Origin of the sequence: Herbaspirillum sp. GW103 (assembly GCF_000261365.1) — a bacterium.
Lineage (GTDB): Bacteria > Pseudomonadota > Gammaproteobacteria > Burkholderiales > Burkholderiaceae_D > Herbaspirillum.
Genome location: NZ_AJVC01000002.1, coordinates 338245 through 356130 on the forward strand (window position 1 = coordinate 338245; position 17886 = coordinate 356130).

Sequence of the window (17886 nt, forward strand, 5' to 3'; positions counted from 1 at the left end):
ACGCCACCTGAACAAGAACGGCCGCACACGGCGGCCGGATGGGTTGGTCAGCGCCAGCGGGGTTTGGTTCCCGGCGTCGCCCCGCCCCGCTATTCCTTGCGCCGCGTGGCCTGGCCGTGCATGCGCATGTAGCCCTGCTGCAGCACGAAGTTGTCGAAGGCCGTCAGCAGCGGGTGATATTTCTCGCTGTTGCGTTCCAGCTGCATCAGCGCATAGCCGGTCGCTTCCAGGGTGGCCAGTTGCTCGGGCTTGTGGGACTTGCGGATGGTGTAGCGCGAGGTTGGCGTATCGATCAGCATCATGCGCGGCAGGGCCTGCAGCATGGGGTTTTCGAAGAGCATCTTGCGGCTCTTGCGCCAGGTGCCGTCGAGAATCACCAGGCGGATGCGCTTGAGCGTCTGCTTCTTGTCCACCATCATGGTGCGCGCATCGAAATAGCGGGTCTCGGGCGTGCAGACGTCGTCCGTGTAGAGCAGCACCGGATGCACGGTCTCGCCGGCCGGGACATTGCGCAGGCGGGACGGCGCATGCAGCATCGCTTCCAGTTCCTCCGGATCGAACACCGAGCCGACCACCAGCTTGCTGTAGGGCAGGCTCAGGTGCAGCAGCCTGACGCTGTTCTTGGCGTTGCTCACTTCAAGCGGGTGCTGCAGGATCAGCACATCGACGGCGTGATCAATGGGGGAGGTCCAGTGGCAGATACATGCCGTCAGCGCGCGTTGGCAGATGGGGCAGAGCAGTCTGCGGGCCAATTGTTGATCGTGGTTGGAAACCAAAATGTTCAGCCTTCTGTAGTTTAGCGATGGTCACCGTGCAGGGCGGCAGGGGTGCGCGTAGCTTTCTGCGCAGTCCGCCGCCGTTTGATGAACCCGTTCATCGTGGGCCGTAGATTGGACTTTGTACTGCCATACGTCAATCGACATAAAGCGAAGAAATTCTCGATTTTTGGGGAAAAGTGGTTGGCATTTTGCTGATTTCGGTTTGCAGCCCTTGCGCTCACCCGTCGCGTGGGAGATTCTGGAAAGCTTTGCTGCTCGCCGCTACCAGCATGGGCTGACAAGCCGTGGAGGCTGCCCCGCGGGTGTCACACCTTCAGGAAATCTTCACGTCCGCCGAGCCAGCGGGCCAGATGGCGGTCGACGATGTCTGGTGCGTGCTGCAACAGGGCCTGGGCGGTATCGCGGGCTTTTTCGACCAGCCATTGATCGGTTGCCAGATCGGCAAAACGCAACATGGCTTCACCCGACTGCCTTGCCCCGAGGAATTCTCCCGGGCCGCGAATATCCAGATCGCGCCGGGCGATCTCGAAACCGTCGGTGGTTTCGCGCATGGTGGCCAGGCGCTGCTTGGCGGTACCACCCAGCGGGCCCTGATAGAGCAGCAGGCAGACGCTGGCCGCCGACCCCCGTCCCACCCGTCCGCGCAACTGGTGCAGTTGCGACAGGCCGAAGCGCTCGGCATGCTCGATCACCATCAGCGAGGCGTTGGGGACATCCACCCCCACTTCGATGACGGTGGTGGCCACCAGCAGGTGAATGGCGCCACGGCTGAAGCCTTCCATCACGATCTGTTTTTCCACCGGTTTCATGCGCCCGTGCACCAGCCCGATCTGCAGGTCCGGCAGGGCCGCCGAGAGGGCGGCATGGGTATCGGTCGCGGTCTGCAATTGCAAAGCCTCGGATTCCTCGATGAGCGGGCAGACCCAGTAGATCTGCTTGCCTTCCAGCGCCGCCGCATGCACCCGTTCGATGACTTCATCGCGACGGTTCTGGTCGATCACGCGGGTGACGATGGGCGAGCGCCCTGGCGGCAGTTCATCGATCACCGAGACTTCCAGATCGGCGTAATAGGTCATCGCCAGGGTGCGCGGAATGGGCGTGGCCGACATCATCAACTGGTGCGGCACGGCGGCCACCTCGCGGTCGGTCGGGTTGAAGCTCTTGTTGCGCAGGGCCAGACGCTGACCCACGCCGAAGCGGTGTTGCTCGTCCACGATCACCAGCCCGAGGTTCTCGAACTGCACCGTGTCCTGGATCAGTGCATGGGTGCCGATGACCAGGCGCGCGGCACCGGATTCGATGTGGGCCAGGGCCTCGATCTTTTCCTTTTTCTTCTGGCTGCCGGAAAGCCAGGCCACACCGACATTGAGCGGCTCCATCCAGGCGGCGATCTTGCGGAAGTGCTGTTCGGCCAGGATTTCGGTCGGTGCCATCAGCACCGCCTGGCAGCCGCTGTCGATGGCCTGCGCGGCGGCCAGCGCGGCCACCACCGTCTTGCCGCTGCCGACATCGCCCTGCAGCAGGCGCTGCATGGGGAAGGACTGGCGCAGGTCGGCGCGGATTTCGTCCAGCACGCGCTGTTGCGCGCCGGTCAGCTGGAAGGGCAGGACCTTGGTCAGTTCCTCGGTGATGCGGCCGGTCACCGGCAGCGCGCGCGAGGTCTTGGCCCGGCGCGCGGCCTGGGCGCGTTTGAGCGAGAGCTGCTGGGCCAGCAGTTCGTCGAACTTCATGCGGATCCAGGCGGGATGGGATCGTTCGATCAAGGCGTGCTCGTCCACGTCCGGTGGCGGGTTGTGCAGCAGCCGCACGGACGGTTCGAAACCGGCCAGGTTCAGAGTCTCCAGCATCGACGGGGGCAGCGTATCGCTCCAGTCCAGGCGGCTCATGGCATTGGCGATGGCCTTGCGCAGGTAGGCTTGCGAGAGCCCTTCGCCAGCCGGGTAAACCGGCGTGAGCACGTCCGGCAGCGGAGCGCCTTCATTGACCACCTTGTAAGAAGGATGGACCATCTCGGCACCGAAAAAGCCATGCCGCAATTCCCCGCGCACCCGTACCCGGGTGCCCTCGGCCAGCTGCTTGGTCTGGCTGCCGTAGAAGTTGATGAAGCGCATGGTCAATTGCCCGCTGTCGTCGCCGACTGTCACGATCAACTGCCGACGCGGGCGGAACTGCACCTCGCAGGCTGTCACGACGCCCTCCACCTGCACCGTCTGCAGGCCCCGCAGGGAGGCCTCGGCGATGCTCATGAGAGTGGTTTCATCCTCATAGCGCAGCGGCAGGTGCAGCACCAGGTCCATGTCGTTGTGCAGGCCCAGCTTGGCCAGCTTGTTTTCGGGCTTGGCGGCGGCCTTGGAAGCGGGAGCGGCTTTTTTCTTCGAGGCCGGCGGGCTGTTTTTCTTCGCGGTAGCGGGCATGCGGTCGGCGTTGGTTGGACGGAGGGCCATAATGGTTAGCCGCACGCGCATATGGGAAAAACGCGCAGACAGCGTAAAATAGCGGGTTACGCTATTTTACTGTGAATATTTACAGTATCAATCCCGCCGGCAACAGTTCTTGCCCGGGAACGCCCGGCGCCAGCCCCTCTGCCGCCGCCGCGCGCATCGCCTCCATCATTATTTTGCAAGCTTGTACTCGCGCATGTACTCATTATCCGACTTCGATTTCGAGCTCCCCCCCGAGCTGATCGCCCAGACCCCGCTGGCCGAGCGCAGCGCCTCGCGCCTGCTGCAGGTGCAAGGTGCGCAACTGACCGACCGCCGCTTCTCCGACATTGTCGACCTGCTGCAAGCCGGCGACCTGCTGGTCTTCAACGATACCCGCGTCATCAAGGCGCGCCTGTTCGGTGTGAAGGAAACCGGCGGCAAGATCGAGGCGCTGGTCGAGCGCATCCTCGATGCGCGCACCGTCCACGCCCAGGTACGGGCTTCCAAGTCGCCGCCACCGGGTACCCGCATCCGCCTGGCCGATGCCTTCGATGTGACCGTAGGTGAACGTTTCGGCGAATTCTATACCCTGCATTTCCCCGCGGATGCCTTCGAGCTGCTAGAACAGTACGGCAGCCTGCCGCTGCCGCCCTACATCGACCACGAGGCCGATGCCTATGACGAGACGCGCTACCAGACCGTCTACGCCAAGCAACCCGGCGCCGTGGCCGCACCGACTGCCGGCCTGCACTTCGATGAAGCCCTGCTGCAGCAATTGACCGCACGCGGCGTCAAGCAGTCCTTCGTGACCCTGCACGTGGGTGCCGGCACCTTCCAGCCGGTGCGGGTGGAAGACCTGTCGCAGCACAAGATGCACAGCGAGTGGTACACCATCTCGCCCGAGACAGTGGAGGCCGTGCGTGCCACCAAGGCGGCAGGGCGCCGTGTCATTGCAGTCGGCACCACCAGCATGCGCGCCCTGGAATCCGGTTCGCAGAGCGGTGAGCTCAAGGCCGGCAGCGATGACACCCAGCTCTTCATCACGCCCGGCTACACCTTCAAGACCGTCGACCAGCTGGTGACCAACTTCCACCTGCCCAAGTCGACCCTGCTGATGCTGGTGTCAGCCTTCGCCGGCTATGAACACATCCGCGCGGCCTATGCGCACGCCATTGCACAGAAATACCGTTTCTTCAGCTATGGCGATGCCATGCTGCTGACCCGTACCTGAGAAACCCGGAAAGAAAACAGAGAGCACCATGCTGGAATTCACCCTGCTGAAAACCGACGGAAAGGCCCGTCGCGGCCGCGTCAAACTGAACCACGGCACCGTCGAGACGCCCATCTTCATGCCGGTGGGCACCTATGGTTCGGTCAAGGCCATGTCGCCCTTGGAACTGAAGGAAATCAACGCCCAGATCATCCTCGGCAATACCTTTCACCTGTGGCTGCGCCCGGGGCTGGAAGTGGTCAGCAAGTTCGGCGGCCTGCACAAGTTCATCGGCTGGGACAAGCCCATCCTGACCGACTCCGGCGGCTTCCAGGTGTTTTCGCTGGGCGAGATGAGCAAGATCACGGAAGAGGGTGTGCATTTTGCTTCACCCATCAATGGTGACCGTCTGTTCCTCTCGCCGGAAATCTCCATGCAGATCCAGCGTGTGCTCAATTCCGACATCGTCATGCAGTTCGACGAATGCACGCCCTACGAGATCGATGGCCGTCCCGCCACGCGTGAAGAAGCCGGCAAGTCCATGCGCATGTCGCTGCGCTGGGCCAAGCGTTCCAAGGATGAATTCGACCGCGGCGAGAACCCGAATGCGCTCTTCGGCATCGTCCAGGGCGGCATGTTCGAAGGCCTGCGCGATGAATCGCTGGCCGGCCTGGAAGAACTGGGTTTCGATGGTTTCGCCATTGGCGGTCTGTCGGTGGGCGAGCCCAAGGAAGACATGATGCGTGTGCTGGAGCATGTCGGCCCGCGCCTGCCGGCCGACAAGCCGCACTACCTGATGGGCGTGGGCACGCCGGAAGACCTGGTGGAAGGCGTCTCCAACGGCGTGGACATGTTCGATTGCGTCATGCCGACCCGCAATGCCCGCAATGGCTGGATCTTCACGCGCTACGGCGACGTCAAGATCAAGAACGCCAAGTACAAGAACGACGACCGTCCCTTCGACGAGAGCTGTGACTGCTACGCCTGCAAGAACTTCTCGCGCGCCTACCTGCACCACCTGCATCGCGCCGGTGAAATCCTCGGTGCGCGCATGAATACGGTCCACAACCTGCACTACTACCTGCAACTGATGCAGGAAATGCGCGACGCCATCGACGCCGGCACCTTCCAGGAATTCGTCAGCAAGTTCAAGGAAGATCGGGCGCGCGGCGTCGACTGACGGGCACATCCGCGCTCGGGCGCATCCGGCGCATCAGGCGGCCTCCTCCAGACAGAGCGTGAAGCGACTGCCGGTACCGACCTGGCTTTGCACGGTGATCGCGCCGCCCATCAGGTTGGCCAGCTTCTGGCTCAGGTACAGACCCTGGCCCATGCCCTCATGCCTGCGCGAGGCCGTGGCATCGAGCTGGGTGAAGGCGCGAAAGAGTCTTTGCTGGTCATCTTCGCTGATCCCGCAGCCGGTATCACTGACTTCGATCCAGCTGGTCAGACCGGCCGCGTGGTGCTGCTGGCGCAACTGCACCTGCACCTGGCCGCGTTCGGTGAACTTGATGGCGTTGCCGATCAGGTTCAGCAGGATCTGCGCCAGTGCACGCCGGTTGGTGTGGATCCGGACTTCACCCGCATAGGGCGCCAGGTCCAGCTGCAAGCCTTTTTTGATCGCTGCCGGACGCAGTGTCGCCACGGCATGCTCGATCAGTTCCGAACACAGCAGGTCCTCGGGAATCAGATCGGCGTCCTCGGTTTCCAGGCGCGAGACATCCAGCAGGCCGGTGATCAACGTGAGCAGGTGCTGGGCACTGTCGTGCACGGTCTGCAACTGTTGCTCCTGCTCGGGGGTGAGCGGCCCGCCCATGCGCGCGAGCAGGATTTCGGTGAAACCCAGGATGGCATTCAAGGGGGTGCGCAGTTCGTGCGAAGTGTTGGCCAGGAAGCGGTCGCGTGACTGCGCGGCCTCTTGCAGGGCGCGGTTCTTCTCGGCCAGGTCCCGTTCGATGCGTTTGCGGTCGCTGATGTCGCGCACGGCGATCATGAGGAAGGTCTCGCCCTCGATGACCAGCGGGCTCAGGCTCACGTCGACCGGAAATTCGCTGCCATTGCGCTTCAGGCCGCACAGCTCTGGCGTGGGATTGCTGGCCGGTCCGGCCTGGCCGCTGAGATAGTCGGCCAGGTTCTGCGCGTGCATGGCCAAGAAGCGCTGGGGGATCAGGACATCGATGGCCCGCCCGGTCAGCTCGGCTACCTCCCAGCCGAACAGCTCGCCGGCGCGACGATTGGCCAGCACCACGCGGTCCAGTGCGTTGACGACCACGATACCGTCGGGCAGCCAGTCATAGAGCCCGTGGACGCTGGCCGCAATCAGGCTGATGTCGCGCAGGACGGTGGCCTCGCTGATGTCGCGCTTGCAGGACAGGACGAACTGCGGTGCCCCGCGTTCATCGCGCAACAGCTTGTTGGAAACCGACAGGTGCAGCAGCGAACCATCCTTGCGCCGGCGGATGGACTGGCATTCGGCCCGGCCCAGCGCCACCGTATCGGCAAACACCCGCTCTTCCTCGGCGCGTCGCTCGGGCGGCACGATGAAGTCCGACAGATGCTGGCCCAGCACTTCCTGGGCGGCATAGCCGAAGATCTGCTCGGCGCAGCGGTTCCAGTAGACTACGCCGCCCTGCATATCCATCAGCACATAGGCGTCCGGCGCTTCACTGAGCAGCAGTTGTTCAAGTTGCTGCATCGTCGCCGCCGACGGATTCCTGCAGACGCAGCAGTTTGTCGTGGACCTGGCCGGGCAGACCCTGCCACAGGGTCTTGGCGCTCAGGTGCATGGTCTGGGTCCAGTCCTGCCAGTCTTCCCCCGTGGCCTGATACAGGGCCGGGAAATCATGCGGCGCCAGTTGCAGTTGCGGCAGCGCCCGCGCGATCTTGGGCAGGGCCGCCTCGGCCACCTGCGGCGTGCCGCAACCCAGTTCGGCCATGGCCGCCGAGAGATACAGGGTCCAGATGATTTCCTGCGGGCGCGGCACCGGCCAGTCGTCCGGCAGCGCCGGTGCTTCGTAGTGCAGTACGGCATCACAGAACAGATCCGGAATCTTCCAGTCCTGCATCAGCGCCGCCGCGATATTGAGGTGGTTGAAGCCGAACAGCGACTGCTCCATCGCCAGTTGCGCCGAGGGCTCCAGCGGGCGCGTCAGCAACGAGGAGTAACCCCCGGGGTGGGCCGAAGCCAGCGTCAGCCTGCCGATGTTGGCCAACAGACCCGTGGTGAACATTTCGCCCAGCGGCGCCACGCGCGTATGACTGCTGATGGCCTGGGCGCTGCAGGCCATGGCGAAGCTGTGCGCCCAGAAGGCCGGCAACTTGAAGTTCACACACGAGGCCGGTGCCGTGGTTTCTGCCAGCGACAGCGCCAGGGCCAGCTGGCGTACCGCTTGCAGACCGACCAGCAGCAGGCTGTCCATGCTGACCGAGGCGATCGGACGCACGCGCTCGGCATTGAGTACGTTGACGATGCGGATGATGCGTCCGGACAGGGCCGGATCGGCCTGCACCAGATGGATCAGTTCGTGCATGTCGGGATCATCCTGCGCGCACAGGCGCATGATGGTCAGGCGCACCCCACCGGGCGAGGGCAGGGCTTGTGCACTGCGGAGCTTCTCGAACAGGGTGGGTTCAATGAAGGTGAGCATCATTTGCCGTCCTGGTTGCGGTTGTAGATATCGACCACTTCCTCCCAGCCGGCAAAGAAGGCTTCCACGCAGCGCGGATCGAAATGGCTGCCGGCATTGTCGCGCAGATAACGCGCGGCGTCTTCCAGGCTCCAGCCTTTTTTGTAGGGGCGCGACGAGGTCAGTGCGTCGAATACGTCGGCCACCGCCACGATACGGCCATACAGCGGGATCTGGTCAGCCTTGAGTGCATTGGGATAGCCGCTGCCGTCCCATTTCTCATGATGCGTCTGGGCGATCTGCGAGGCCGTCTGTAGCAGTGCCGACGGACTGCCGCGCAGGATGTCGGCGCCGATCTGGGCGTGCAGGCGCATGACCTTCAGTTCTTCCTCGTCCAGCCGTCCGGGTTTGAGCAGGATGTGGTCGGGGATCCCCATCTTGCCGATGTCGTGCATGGGCGAGGCCGCCAGCAGCAGGTCCTGTTCTTCCTTGGGCAAGCCCAGGTGGGCGGCAATGACGCGGGTGTAGTTGGACATGCGCACCAGGTGTTCGCCTGTTTCCGGATCGCGATAGCCGGCCGCGCGCGCCAGCAGATCCATGGAATTTAGGGCCATGGTCGAGCTCTGTTGCGTCTTATGTTGCACCTCCTCGGCCAGATGCTCGATCTGCTGGCTCATGGCCAGTTGCGACTTGCGCATGGCCAGCATGTTCTTCACGCGCGCCAGCAGCTCCACGCGGTTCACCGGCTTGGAGAGAAAATCATTGGCCGTCATCTGCAGCGCCTTGTGGCGCACCTGCAGGCCCATGTCGGCCGTGATCATGATGACCGGCGTCATCTCCTGCCCCGGCATGGCGCGAAAACGCGAAAGGAAATCCAGCCCGTCCATGCCCGGCATCATGTAGTCCAGCAGGATCAGATCGGGATCGTGGCTGCCGCACCAGTCCAGCGCTTCATACGCATCGGGACAGGTGCTGATGCTGGTATCGGGCAATTGCGCCAGCATGTGCGTAAATAGCGACAGATTGGTCTTGTCGTCGTCGACGATCAGAATCTTCATATGTTCCCCCGGCCCCTGTCTTGAAGGTGTTCGCGCAAGGCTGCGAAGGCGCTTGCGCACTCCTCGGCCAGCGTGCGGACCTGCGCCAGGTCGCCCTGGCGTGCCGCCGTTTCCATCTGTCTTCCACATTGTCCCAGTGCCTGGATACCCAGATTCAGGCAGCTACCGGCCAGCCGGTGGCCCAGTGCCTGGATCTCGCCCAGGAGCGGATCGGCGGCCTGGCAATGCCGTGCCAGATCGTCCATGACCGGCGTGGTGTGTTCAATGAACATCTCCAGCATCTGGCCGGCCAGTGCGGTGTCGTCACCGAAGAGTTCCTGCAGGCGGGCTTCGTCCACCACCACTGCTGCGGCGCCGGAGCCGTCTGCCGACGCCTGCGCCGGCGGCAGGTAATGCTCCAGCATCGTCGCCAGTTGCGAGCGCAGCAAGGGCTTGGTCAGATAATCGTCCATACCCGCCTCCAGGCATTGTTCGCGATCCCCCGCCATGGCATTGGCGGTCATCGCGACGATGGGGGTATGGGCCAGCTCACCCTGCAGGCGCCGGATGCGGCGCGTGGTTTCGTAGCCATCGAGCACCGGCATCTGGCAATCCATCAGGATCAGCGCGTACTTGCGCCGTGCCAGTTTCTCCAGCGCCTCCGCACCATTGGAGGCGATATCGACCGCGTAGCCCATGGCATTGAGCTGGTACACCGCCACCTTCTGGTTCATCACGTTGTCTTCCACCAGCAGGAGTTCGTGCTGTTCGTGCTGTTCCTGCAGCCCCGCCCGGGGCAGTGTCCTGCCCGGACGAACTGCCGGCGTCTGCATCGGGCCCGGTGCCTTGTCCTCCGGCAGCAGTGCCACTGCGCGCAACAGCTGTTGCTTGCGCAACGGCAACTGCAGTGCTGCCGCTGTTGATTTTCCGTCTATATTAAGGCCGTGTACGCCGTGGTCAAGCAGTACGCATGTCACTGCGGGGCGTTCGGCATGCAGGCGCGCCAGCACCGCAGCCGGCGGGATGTCCTGGATCTCGCTGCTGACGATGAGGGTGTCGATACCGCTGGCCGTGGCCGCCGGGCCGGTCAAGGCCGCCAGGGCGTCGCTGGCGTTGCTGTAGCGCACCGTTTCCAGTCCGGCGCCACGCAGATATTCGTGCAGCATGGCGGCGCTGGCGTCATGTGTTTCCAGCAGGGCCACCTGTCGCTTTTTGGCTGCATGCGGGCTGCTGGCGAAGCCGGGCGCTTGCGCCACGGGAATGCCCAGTTCGAACCAGAAGCAGGAGCCGCTTCCGGGCGTGCTCTCCACGCCTATCCTGCCGCCCATCAGTTCCACCAGGCGTTTGCAGATCGACAGGCCCAGTCCGGTGCCGCCGTATTGGCGCGTGACCGAGCTGTCGGCCTGGGAGAAGGGCGAGAAGAGCCGACGCAGGGTTTCCTCATCCATACCGATGCCGCTATCGCGCACCTCGAAACGCACCCGGCAGTGGTCCCCCGACACATGCAGCGCCTGGACCCGCAGCAGCACTTCCCCCACATGCGTGAACTTGAGCGCATTGCCCAGCAGGTTCAGCAGAATCTGGCGGATGCGCCCGGGGTCGCCCAGCAGCCGCACCGGCAGGCGCGGATCGACGTGGGCCAGCAGCCGCACGCGCTTTTCGCGCGCCTTGAAGGACAAGGCCTCGGCACTGGCTTCCACCACTTCCAGCAGATCGAATTCGACCACTGCGATATCCATCTTGCCGACATCGATCTTGGAGAAATCAAGCACGTCGTTGACGATGCCCAGCAGGGCCAGCGAGGAATCCTCGATGGCCTTGGCAAATTCCGCCTGCTGGGTATCCAGGCGCGTGGTGCGCAGCAGTCCGGCCATGCCCAGCACGGCATTCATGGGCGTGCGGATTTCATGGCTCATGGTGGAGAGGAAGGCGCCGCGCGTGAGCATGGCATGGTCAGCCGCCTCCTTGGCCAGGACCAGGTTGCGCGCGGCACGATGGTGGTCGCGCAACAGGCGCAGCAGGATCAGCGCGCGGATCAGCCACAGGGTCAGCAGACCCAGGATCAGCCAGGCCGGCAGGTTCGCCCGCCACAGTGCAGCCACCACCAGCACGGCAAAACCGGCCTCGGCCAGGCCCAGCAGCAGTCGCCCGTCGCGCGGGGTGGGGGCGCCTTGTGGCTCGCCCTGAGGGCTGACTGGCATCACGAGATTGTCTCCATGGGTCCCGACTCCGTTTCGATGGTGCCGGCGTACAAGGGGATGTTTCCCTTCCCGGCATAGATGGAATCAATTATAACGAATTGACTAATAAATCGCCGGAATTGTTTTATTTGTTCGCCGATTGTACGGCGAGTGTGGTCAAAATGTGGCACATCATTGTACTTGCCTGCTATTCAACTTTAGGGGTTCTGCCATGGCGCATCTGCCCGGACGGTATGCTGATGAGTTTGCAAAATAATCAATATTATCGTATTAGTCATATAAATTAATTTTATTGATTTATTCGATTAATTTATTTAAGATGTCTACGTAAGGAAACAATGCAGTGGCCCAACCCGAAAGGAGCCGCAACATGCGTCATCCCCCCTCGATGGCACGCGCCCGCCTGGCGCGCCCCGATCTTCAGCGCTGGACCTGTGCGCTGCTGCTGCTCACGCTGGGCTGTTGGGCCTGGCCGCACCTGTACGCGGCCACCACGGCCAGGCTGTCCATCTCGGCGCTGGTGGCCACGCGCTGCAATGTGGTGGTCCATGTCGTCAACGGCGTGGCCGCCGTTTCCAATACCTGTGGCGCGGTGCCTGCGGGCAGCCCGGACGGTCGGGCGCTGCTGCTGGTGAACCAGCAGGAACGTTCGGTGGTGGTAGTGTATTGAGCCGGGTGTATCCGGATCAGACGCCTGCCAGTGCGGACAGGCTGGTCGCCAGGACAGCCAGCAGTACGACCGCCCAGGACGGCAGCCGCAAGCGCACCAGGCCGACGAATGCGACCAGCGCGATGAGCAGGTCGCGCGTACTGAAAATGGCACTGGTCCACACCGGCCGGTAGAGCGCGGCCAGCAACAATCCCACCACGGCCGCGTTGACGCCCGCCAGCACGGCCTGCATTGCGGCCTGGCGACGGACCTCATCCCAGAATGGCAGCAATCCGGTCACCAGCAGGAAAGACGGGGCAAAGATCGCCAGCAGGCACAGCACGCCTCCGATCAGGCCATTGGGCCCGGCCGACATCACCACGCCCAGATAGGCCGCCAGCGTGAACAGCGGACCGGGGATCGCCTGGGCCGCCCCATAGCCGGCCAGGAAGACGTCCTTGTTCACCCAACCCGAGGGCACCAGTTCGGCCTGCAACAGCGGCAGCACCACATGACCGCCGCCGAAGACCAGCGAGCCGACACGGTAGAAGATGTTGATCTGCTGCAGCCACGGGGCGGGATAAAGCGCGGCCAGCAGCGGGATACCCGCCAGCAGACCGACGAACAGCAGCAGGCAGGCGCGTCCCGTGCGACGGCTGACCACCACGGGCAGCTGTTCCTGTCGTGCAATCCGGGGACCGTGCAGCAGCAGCCGTCCTGCCACGCCGGCGACCACGATCACCCCCAGCTGTACCAGACTGCCCTGCAAAGCCCAGGCCGCCAGCGCCGCCAGCGCCATGATGAGCAGGCGCAGCGGACCACGGCACAGCGTCTGCGCCATGCCCCACACCGCCTGCGCCACGATGGCGACGGCCACGATCTTCAGGCCGTGCACCACCTCTCCGGAAAGCCAGTGCGCATCCTTCAGCACCGACAACGCCACCACCATCAGCACTAGCGCCGAGGGCAGGGTAAAGCCCAGCCAGGCCGCCAGCGCACCGCGACAGCCGCCCCGGAGCAGGCCGATGGCCAGCCCCACCTGACTGCTGGAAGGGCCCGGCAGGAACTGGCACATCGCCACCAGGTCGGCATAGCTCTGTTCGGACAGCCAGCGCCGACGGGCCACGAATTCGTGACGGAAATAACCGAGATGAGCAGCCGGCCCCCCAAAGGAGCTCAGTCCCAGTCGCAGGAAGACCAGGAAGATGGTCCACGCCGGTTGGCGCGGCGTGGCAGGCAAGGCGGGCAGACCGGTGGGATCGGGAACAGGGGCGGCGGGCATGCGGCAGTCAGCGTTCGGATGGGGTTGCGCGATGGCGCCTATATTAGGCGGCTTGGGGGCGAAATGAAGCTTTTTTCATGTGCCTTGCCATTTCTCGCGGCCTGCGGGGATTTTCCCGTCTGAGCAGGTGATAAAAAAGCCCGATTTTGCCTGGCTTCCCCTTGATCTGAGGCAATACATCCCGATTTGGCGGTTTGGTGCCTGCGCAGTGCTAGAATGCAGGGCTATTTTTCAATCAACCTTTGGAGCCTTACGTGTTTATTTCCGACGCATACGCGCAAACGGCCGCAGCAGCCCCTGGTGGCGCGATGGGCAACCTGGCCAGCTTCCTGCCGATCATCCTGATGTTCGTGGTCCTGTACTTCCTGATGATCCGCCCGCAGATGAAGCGTCAGAAAGAACAGAAAGCCATGATGGACGCACTGGGCAAGGGCGATGAAGTCGTCACCTCGGGCGGTCTCTTGGGTCGCATCACCAAGGTGGCCGATGGTTACATCACCATCGAAGTCGCCGAAGGCACTGAAGTCGTCGTGCAAAAGGGCGCCGTGACCACCCTGCTGCCCAAGGGCACCATCAAGGGCCTGTAATCCGGCCGTACCGGTTGGCCGGCCTGAACCGGCGAACCCATGGGCGCATCGCTGATGCGCCCATGTCGTTAGAACGGCGCGCGGCATCTTCCGGTTGCGCGCGCCGGTTCTGAACAGGGCGGCAGGTCCCTGCCTCCCTCTCCCGCAAGCAAGAAGCACAAGACCATGAATCGTTACTCTCTCTGGAAATACGCACTGATCGTCCTGGCCCTGCTGTTCGGCGTGATCTATACCGTCCCGAACTTCTTCGGCGAATCTCCCGCGGTGCAGATCAGCAGCGGCAAGTCGACCCTGAAGGTCGAGCCGGCCCTGGCCGGCCGCGTCGATCAGATCCTGAAACAAGGCAATCTCGGCGCAGAGAGTGTGGCGTTCGACAACAGCGGTTCGCAGCCCTCGGTGCGCGCCCGTTTCGCCAGCACCGACATCCAGTTCAAGGCCAAGGCCCTGCTGGAAAAGGAACTCAATACCGACCCCAGCGACCCGACCTACATCGTCGCCTTCAACCTGTTGCCCAATACCCCGCAATGGCTGCAGAGTCTGCATGCCTTCCCGATGTACCTGGGTCTGGACTTGCGCGGCGGCGTGCACTTCCTGATGCAGGTCGACATCAAGGCAGTCCTGAACAAGCGCCTGCAAGGCCTGCAAGCGAGCGTGCGCAGCCTGCTGCGTGACAAGAACATCCGCCACAGCGGCATCAACCGCGTGGGCGACAGCATCGAGATTTCCTTCCGCGATGCCGATACCCGCGACAAGGCCCGCGCCGCCCTGGGCGAGCTGCAGGAAATGCTGCTCACCGACGCCGGCAGCGGCGATGATCTCAAGCTCATCGCCACCCTCCGTCCGGAAGCCCTGAAGCAGACTCAGGAAGACGGCGTCAAGCAGAACATCAGCACCCTGTCCAAGCGCGTCAACGAGCTGGGCGTGGCCGAGCCGCTGATCCAGCGCCAGGGCGCCGACCGCATCGTGGTCGAGCTGCCGGGCGTGCAGGACGTCTCGCGCGCCAAGGACATCATCGGCCGTACCGCCACCCTGGAAGTGCGCATGGTCGATGAAAGCGTAGTGCGCGGCACCGAGGAAACCTCGGCCATTCCGTTCGGCTCCGAACTGTTCAAGGTTGGCAAGGGCGCGCCCGTGGTGCTCAACAAGGAACCGGTGTTGACCGGCGACTACATCTCCAACGCCTCGGCCAGCTTCGATGAAAACCACCAGCCGGCGGTGAGCATTGACTTGAACGGCGACGGCGGCCGCAAGATGCGCGAAGCCACCCGTGACAAGGTGGGCAAGGCCATGGCCATCGTGCTCTTCGAAAAGGGCAAGGGTGAAGTCCTGACGGTGGCTACCATCCGCTCCGAACTGGGTTCGCGCTTCCAGATCACCGGCATGGGTTCGCCCGAAGCCGCCAGCGACCTGGCCCTGCTGCTGCGCGCCGGTTCCCTGGCCGCACCGATGGAAATCATCGAAGAACGCACCATCGGCCCGCAACTGGGCGCCGACAACATCAAGAAGGGCTTTGATTCGGTGCTGTATGGCTTCGTGGCCATGGCCATCTTCATGGTCATCTACTACCAGCTGTTCGGTTTCTTCAGCGCCCTGGCACTGTCGGTGAACGTGCTGCTGCTGGTGGCGCTGCTGTCGACCCTGCAGGTGACGCTGACCCTGCCCGGTATTGCGGCTATCGCACTGGCGCTCGGTATGGCGATCGACTCCAACGTGCTGATCAACGAGCGCATCCGTGAAGAACTGCGCGCCGGCAATTCGCCGCAGGCAGCGATTGCCGCCGGTTTTGACCGTGCGTGGGCGACCATCCTGGACTCCAACGTGACCACCCTGATCGCCGGTCTGGCGCTGCTGATCTTCGGTTCCGGCGCCATTCGCGGCTTTGCCGTGGTGCACTGCCTGGGCATCCTGACCTCGATGTTCTCGGCCGTGTTCTTCTCGCGTGGCGTGGTCAACCTCTGGTATGGCCGCAAGAAGCGTCTGTCCAGCCTGGCCATCGGCCAGATCTGGAAGCCGCAGGGCGAGGCGCTGACCACCTCCGGCAAGGCCTCGGCCAAGCGCAACGCCAAGTAAGCACGGCCACACCACGACATAGCAGCACAGCCAGATTTTGAGCCGGCCTCCCAGATGACGACGGGGCCGGCACCGAAAGGATAGTGATGGAATTTTTCCGCATCAAAAAAGACATTCCCTTCATGCGTCATGCTCTGATCTTCAATGCGATCTCGGCACTGACCTTCGTGGCCGCGGTGTTCTTCCTGTTCTCCAAGGGATTGCACTTCTCCATTGAATTTACCGGTGGCACGGTCATGGAAGTGGCCTACAACAAGCCGGCCGACCTGGAGAAGATCCGCAAGTCCATCGAAGGACTGGGTTACCGCGATACCCTGGTGCAAAGCTTCGGCACCGCCCAGGACGTGATGATCCGCCTGCCCGCACAGGCCGGCGTGAACGCCAGTCAGCAAAGCGAGAAGGTCAACGCCGCCCTGCGCGCCGATGATCCGGACGTGCGCCTGCAGCGCGTGGAATTCGTCGGTCCCCAGGTCGGTGACGAACTGGCTCACGACGGCCTGCTGGCGCTGGCCATGGTGGTGCTGGGCATCGTGATCTACCTGGCCTTCCGCTTCGAATGGAAGTTCGCGGTGGCGGCGGTGATCGCCAACCTGCACGACATCGTCATCATCCTGGGCTTCTTCTCCTTCTTCCAGTGGGAGTTCTCGCTCACCGTGCTGGCGGCGATTCTGGCCGTGCTGGGTTACTCGGTCAATGAATCGGTGGTGGTGTTCGACCGTGTGCGCGAAGCCTTCCGCGACCGTCGTTTCGGCAAGCTGTCCACGCCGGAAGTACTGAACCACGCCATCACCAGTACCATGTCGCGTACCGTCATCACCCACGGCAGTACTGAAATGATGGTGCTGGCGATGTTCTTCTTCGGTGGCCCGACACTGCACTACTTCGCCCTGGCGCTGACCATCGGCATCCTGTTCGGTATCTATTCCTCGGTGTTCGTGGCCGCCGCCCTGGCCATGTGGCTGGGGGTGAAGCGCGAAGACCTGATCAAGCCGGTCAAGGTCAAGGACGAGAACGGCGGCGCGGTGGTCTGATTCAAGGATTGTCGTACGACGCAAAAAGGGCCGCCGCGTTGACGCTGCGGCCCTTTTTCATGAGAGGCCCTTCCGGAGTGGACAGGTCCGATAACACTGCATTGAAGTTTGAACATGAGCACATCCATCGATCTGAACGATATCGACCATGAACGCCGCTTCGGCGGCGTCGCCCGCCTGTATGGCGCCGCCGCCCTGCAACGCTTCCGCCAGGCGCGCGTCTGCGTGGTCGGGGTAGGAGGGGTGGGCTCGTGGATCGTCGAAGCGCTGGCGCGCAGCGCCATCGGCCACCTGACCCTGATCGACCTGGACAACCTGGCCGAATCCAACGTCAACCGCCAGATCCATGCCTTGACCACCACGCTGGGCCAGGCCAAGGTGACAGCGCTGCATGAACGCATCCGCCTGATCAATCCAAGCTGCGTGGTCACCGAGGTGGAGGATTTCGTCGATCCGGAGAACGTCGAGCAGATGCTGGGAGGAGGTCGTTTCGATTACGTCATCGATGCCATCGACAACGTGCCGGCCAAGGTGGCCATGATCGCCTGGTGCCGCAGCCACGGCATGCCCATGGTGACCATCGGCAGTGCGGGCGGGCAGATCGATCCGACCCGGATTGAAATCCGCGACCTCTGCCGCACCGAGCAGGAACCGCTCTTGGCCAAGGTGCGCAAGCGTTTGCGGTCACAGCATGGTTTCCCGCGCGGGACCAAGAACAAATTCCACATCGACGCAGTGTTCTCCACCGAACCGCTGCGCTTTCCGGAACTGGCCGAAGGCGAAGCCTGTGAAGTTCTTCCGGCAGCAGACATGGATGTGGGCGAGGACGCCGCCGACAGCACGCAAGCCGGCGTGACCGGTCTGAACTGCGCCGGCTTCGGCTCGGCCATGGTGGTTACGGCCACCTTCGGCCTGGTGGCCGCGGCACACGTCTTGAAGAAGCTGGCCGAACAGCCTGCCGTGCAGCCGTAGCGCGGGCAGGGCGCGGGGC

The 17886-nt window shown here is 63.4% G+C and carries 14 protein-coding genes; 7 read left to right on the plus strand and 7 right to left on the minus strand.

The window, feature by feature from the left end; all coding sequences use genetic code 11:
- Positions 1-89: 89 nt before the first annotated feature.
- Together GWL_RS03080 and recG are read right to left on the minus strand one after the other, a co-directional pair.
- Complete coding sequence (locus GWL_RS03080; protein ID WP_008326563.1) at positions 90-776, minus strand: tRNA-uridine aminocarboxypropyltransferase; 687 nt, start codon at positions 774-776, stop codon at positions 90-92.
- 308 nt (positions 777-1084) lie between these two features.
- Entirely contained in the window at positions 1085-3193 is a 2109-nt protein-coding gene (gene recG / locus GWL_RS03085; protein WP_008326564.1) for an ATP-dependent DNA helicase RecG, read from the minus strand.
- Between the two features lie 223 nt (positions 3194-3416).
- On the opposite strand from recG, the gene queA reads away from it, so the two are divergent.
- A complete protein-coding gene (gene queA / locus GWL_RS03090; RefSeq protein WP_008326565.1) occupies positions 3417-4433 on the plus strand; it encodes a tRNA preQ1(34) S-adenosylmethionine ribosyltransferase-isomerase QueA in 1017 nt (338 codons plus the stop codon).
- Between the two features lie 28 nt (positions 4434-4461).
- A complete protein-coding gene (tgt, locus tag GWL_RS03095; protein WP_008326566.1) occupies positions 4462-5592 on the plus strand; it encodes a tRNA guanosine(34) transglycosylase Tgt in 1131 nt (376 codons plus the stop codon).
- Between the two features lie 33 nt (positions 5593-5625).
- Here the strand turns inward: tgt and GWL_RS03100 are convergent, their stop codons facing one another.
- The 4 genes from GWL_RS03100 to GWL_RS03115 are packed head-to-tail and all read right to left on the minus strand — an operon-like array spanning position 5626 to position 11276.
- Positions 5626-7107 carry a PAS domain S-box protein gene (locus GWL_RS03100; RefSeq protein WP_008326567.1) on the minus strand — a complete coding sequence of 494 codons (1482 nt, stop codon included), beginning with the start codon at positions 7105-7107 and terminating at the stop codon, positions 5626-5628.
- A complete protein-coding gene (locus tag GWL_RS03105) occupies positions 7094-8062 on the minus strand; it encodes an HDOD domain-containing protein (RefSeq protein WP_008326568.1) in 969 nt (322 codons plus the stop codon). The genes GWL_RS03100 and GWL_RS03105 overlap by 14 nt, the downstream gene beginning before the upstream one ends.
- Positions 8059-9096, minus strand: coding sequence for an HD domain-containing phosphohydrolase (locus GWL_RS03110; protein WP_008326569.1), 1038 nt, complete (start codon positions 9094-9096; stop codon positions 8059-8061). Before GWL_RS03110 ends, GWL_RS03105 begins: the two co-directional genes overlap by 4 nt.
- Positions 9093-11276, minus strand: coding sequence for an ATP-binding protein (locus GWL_RS03115; protein ID WP_237713515.1), 2184 nt, complete (start codon positions 11274-11276; stop codon positions 9093-9095). Before GWL_RS03115 ends, GWL_RS03110 begins: the two co-directional genes overlap by 4 nt.
- A gap of 370 nt (positions 11277-11646) precedes the next feature.
- Here GWL_RS03115 and GWL_RS03120 point away from each other — a divergent pair, with 370 nt between their 5' ends.
- Entirely contained in the window at positions 11647-11946 is a 300-nt protein-coding gene (locus tag GWL_RS03120) for a hypothetical protein (protein ID WP_008326577.1), read from the plus strand.
- 16 nt (positions 11947-11962) lie between these two features.
- On the opposite strand, the gene chrA is transcribed toward GWL_RS03120, so the two are convergent.
- Entirely contained in the window at positions 11963-13207 is a 1245-nt protein-coding gene (chrA, locus tag GWL_RS03125) for a chromate efflux transporter (RefSeq protein ID WP_008326579.1), read from the minus strand.
- 308 nt (positions 13208-13515) lie between these two features.
- On the opposite strand from chrA, the gene yajC reads away from it, so the two are divergent.
- The 4 genes from yajC (at position 13516) to tcdA (ending at position 17867) form a co-directional block, all read left to right on the plus strand.
- Positions 13516-13794, plus strand: a complete 279-nt coding sequence (yajC, locus tag GWL_RS03130) for a preprotein translocase subunit YajC (RefSeq protein WP_008326581.1) — start codon at positions 13516-13518, stop codon at positions 13792-13794.
- A 165-nt stretch (positions 13795-13959) separates the two neighbouring features.
- A complete protein-coding gene (secD, locus tag GWL_RS03135) occupies positions 13960-15864 on the plus strand; it encodes a protein translocase subunit SecD (RefSeq protein ID WP_008326583.1) in 1905 nt (634 codons plus the stop codon).
- 86 nt (positions 15865-15950) lie between these two features.
- Entirely contained in the window at positions 15951-16895 is a 945-nt protein-coding gene (secF, locus tag GWL_RS03140; RefSeq protein WP_008326585.1) for a protein translocase subunit SecF, read from the plus strand.
- Positions 16896-17009: 114 nt separating this feature from the next.
- Positions 17010-17867: a tRNA cyclic N6-threonylcarbamoyladenosine(37) synthase TcdA gene (gene tcdA, locus GWL_RS03145; protein ID WP_008326586.1), complete on the plus strand. Its 858-nt coding sequence runs from the start codon at positions 17010-17012 to the stop codon at positions 17865-17867.
- Positions 17868-17886: the final 19 nt, after the last annotated feature.

Coding starts and splice junctions, on each gene's coding strand:
- recG (WP_008326564.1), bottom strand. CDS start 3,193: ATGCCCGCTACCGCGAAGAAAAACAGCCCGCCGGCCTCGAAGAAAAAA.
- queA (WP_008326565.1), top strand. CDS start 3,417: ATGTACTCATTATCCGACTTCGATTTCGAGCTCCCCCCCGAGCTGATC.
- tgt (WP_008326566.1), top strand. CDS start 4,462: ATGCTGGAATTCACCCTGCTGAAAACCGACGGAAAGGCCCGTCGCGGC.
- GWL_RS03100 (WP_008326567.1), bottom strand. CDS start 7,107: ATGCAGCAACTTGAACAACTGCTGCTCAGTGAAGCGCCGGACGCCTAT.
- GWL_RS03105 (WP_008326568.1), bottom strand. CDS start 8,062: ATGATGCTCACCTTCATTGAACCCACCCTGTTCGAGAAGCTCCGCAGT.
- GWL_RS03110 (WP_008326569.1), bottom strand. CDS start 9,096: ATGAAGATTCTGATCGTCGACGACGACAAGACCAATCTGTCGCTATTT.
- GWL_RS03115 (WP_237713515.1), bottom strand. CDS start 11,276: ATGCCAGTCAGCCCTCAGGGCGAGCCACAAGGCGCCCCCACCCCGCGC.
- GWL_RS03120 (WP_008326577.1), top strand. CDS start 11,647: ATGCGTCATCCCCCCTCGATGGCACGCGCCCGCCTGGCGCGCCCCGAT.
- chrA (WP_008326579.1), bottom strand. CDS start 13,207: ATGCCCGCCGCCCCTGTTCCCGATCCCACCGGTCTGCCCGCCTTGCCT.
- yajC (WP_008326581.1), top strand. CDS start 13,516: ATGGGCAACCTGGCCAGCTTCCTGCCGATCATCCTGATGTTCGTGGTC.
- secD (WP_008326583.1), top strand. CDS start 13,960: ATGAATCGTTACTCTCTCTGGAAATACGCACTGATCGTCCTGGCCCTG.
- secF (WP_008326585.1), top strand. CDS start 15,951: ATGGAATTTTTCCGCATCAAAAAAGACATTCCCTTCATGCGTCATGCT.
- tcdA (WP_008326586.1), top strand. CDS start 17,010: ATGAGCACATCCATCGATCTGAACGATATCGACCATGAACGCCGCTTC.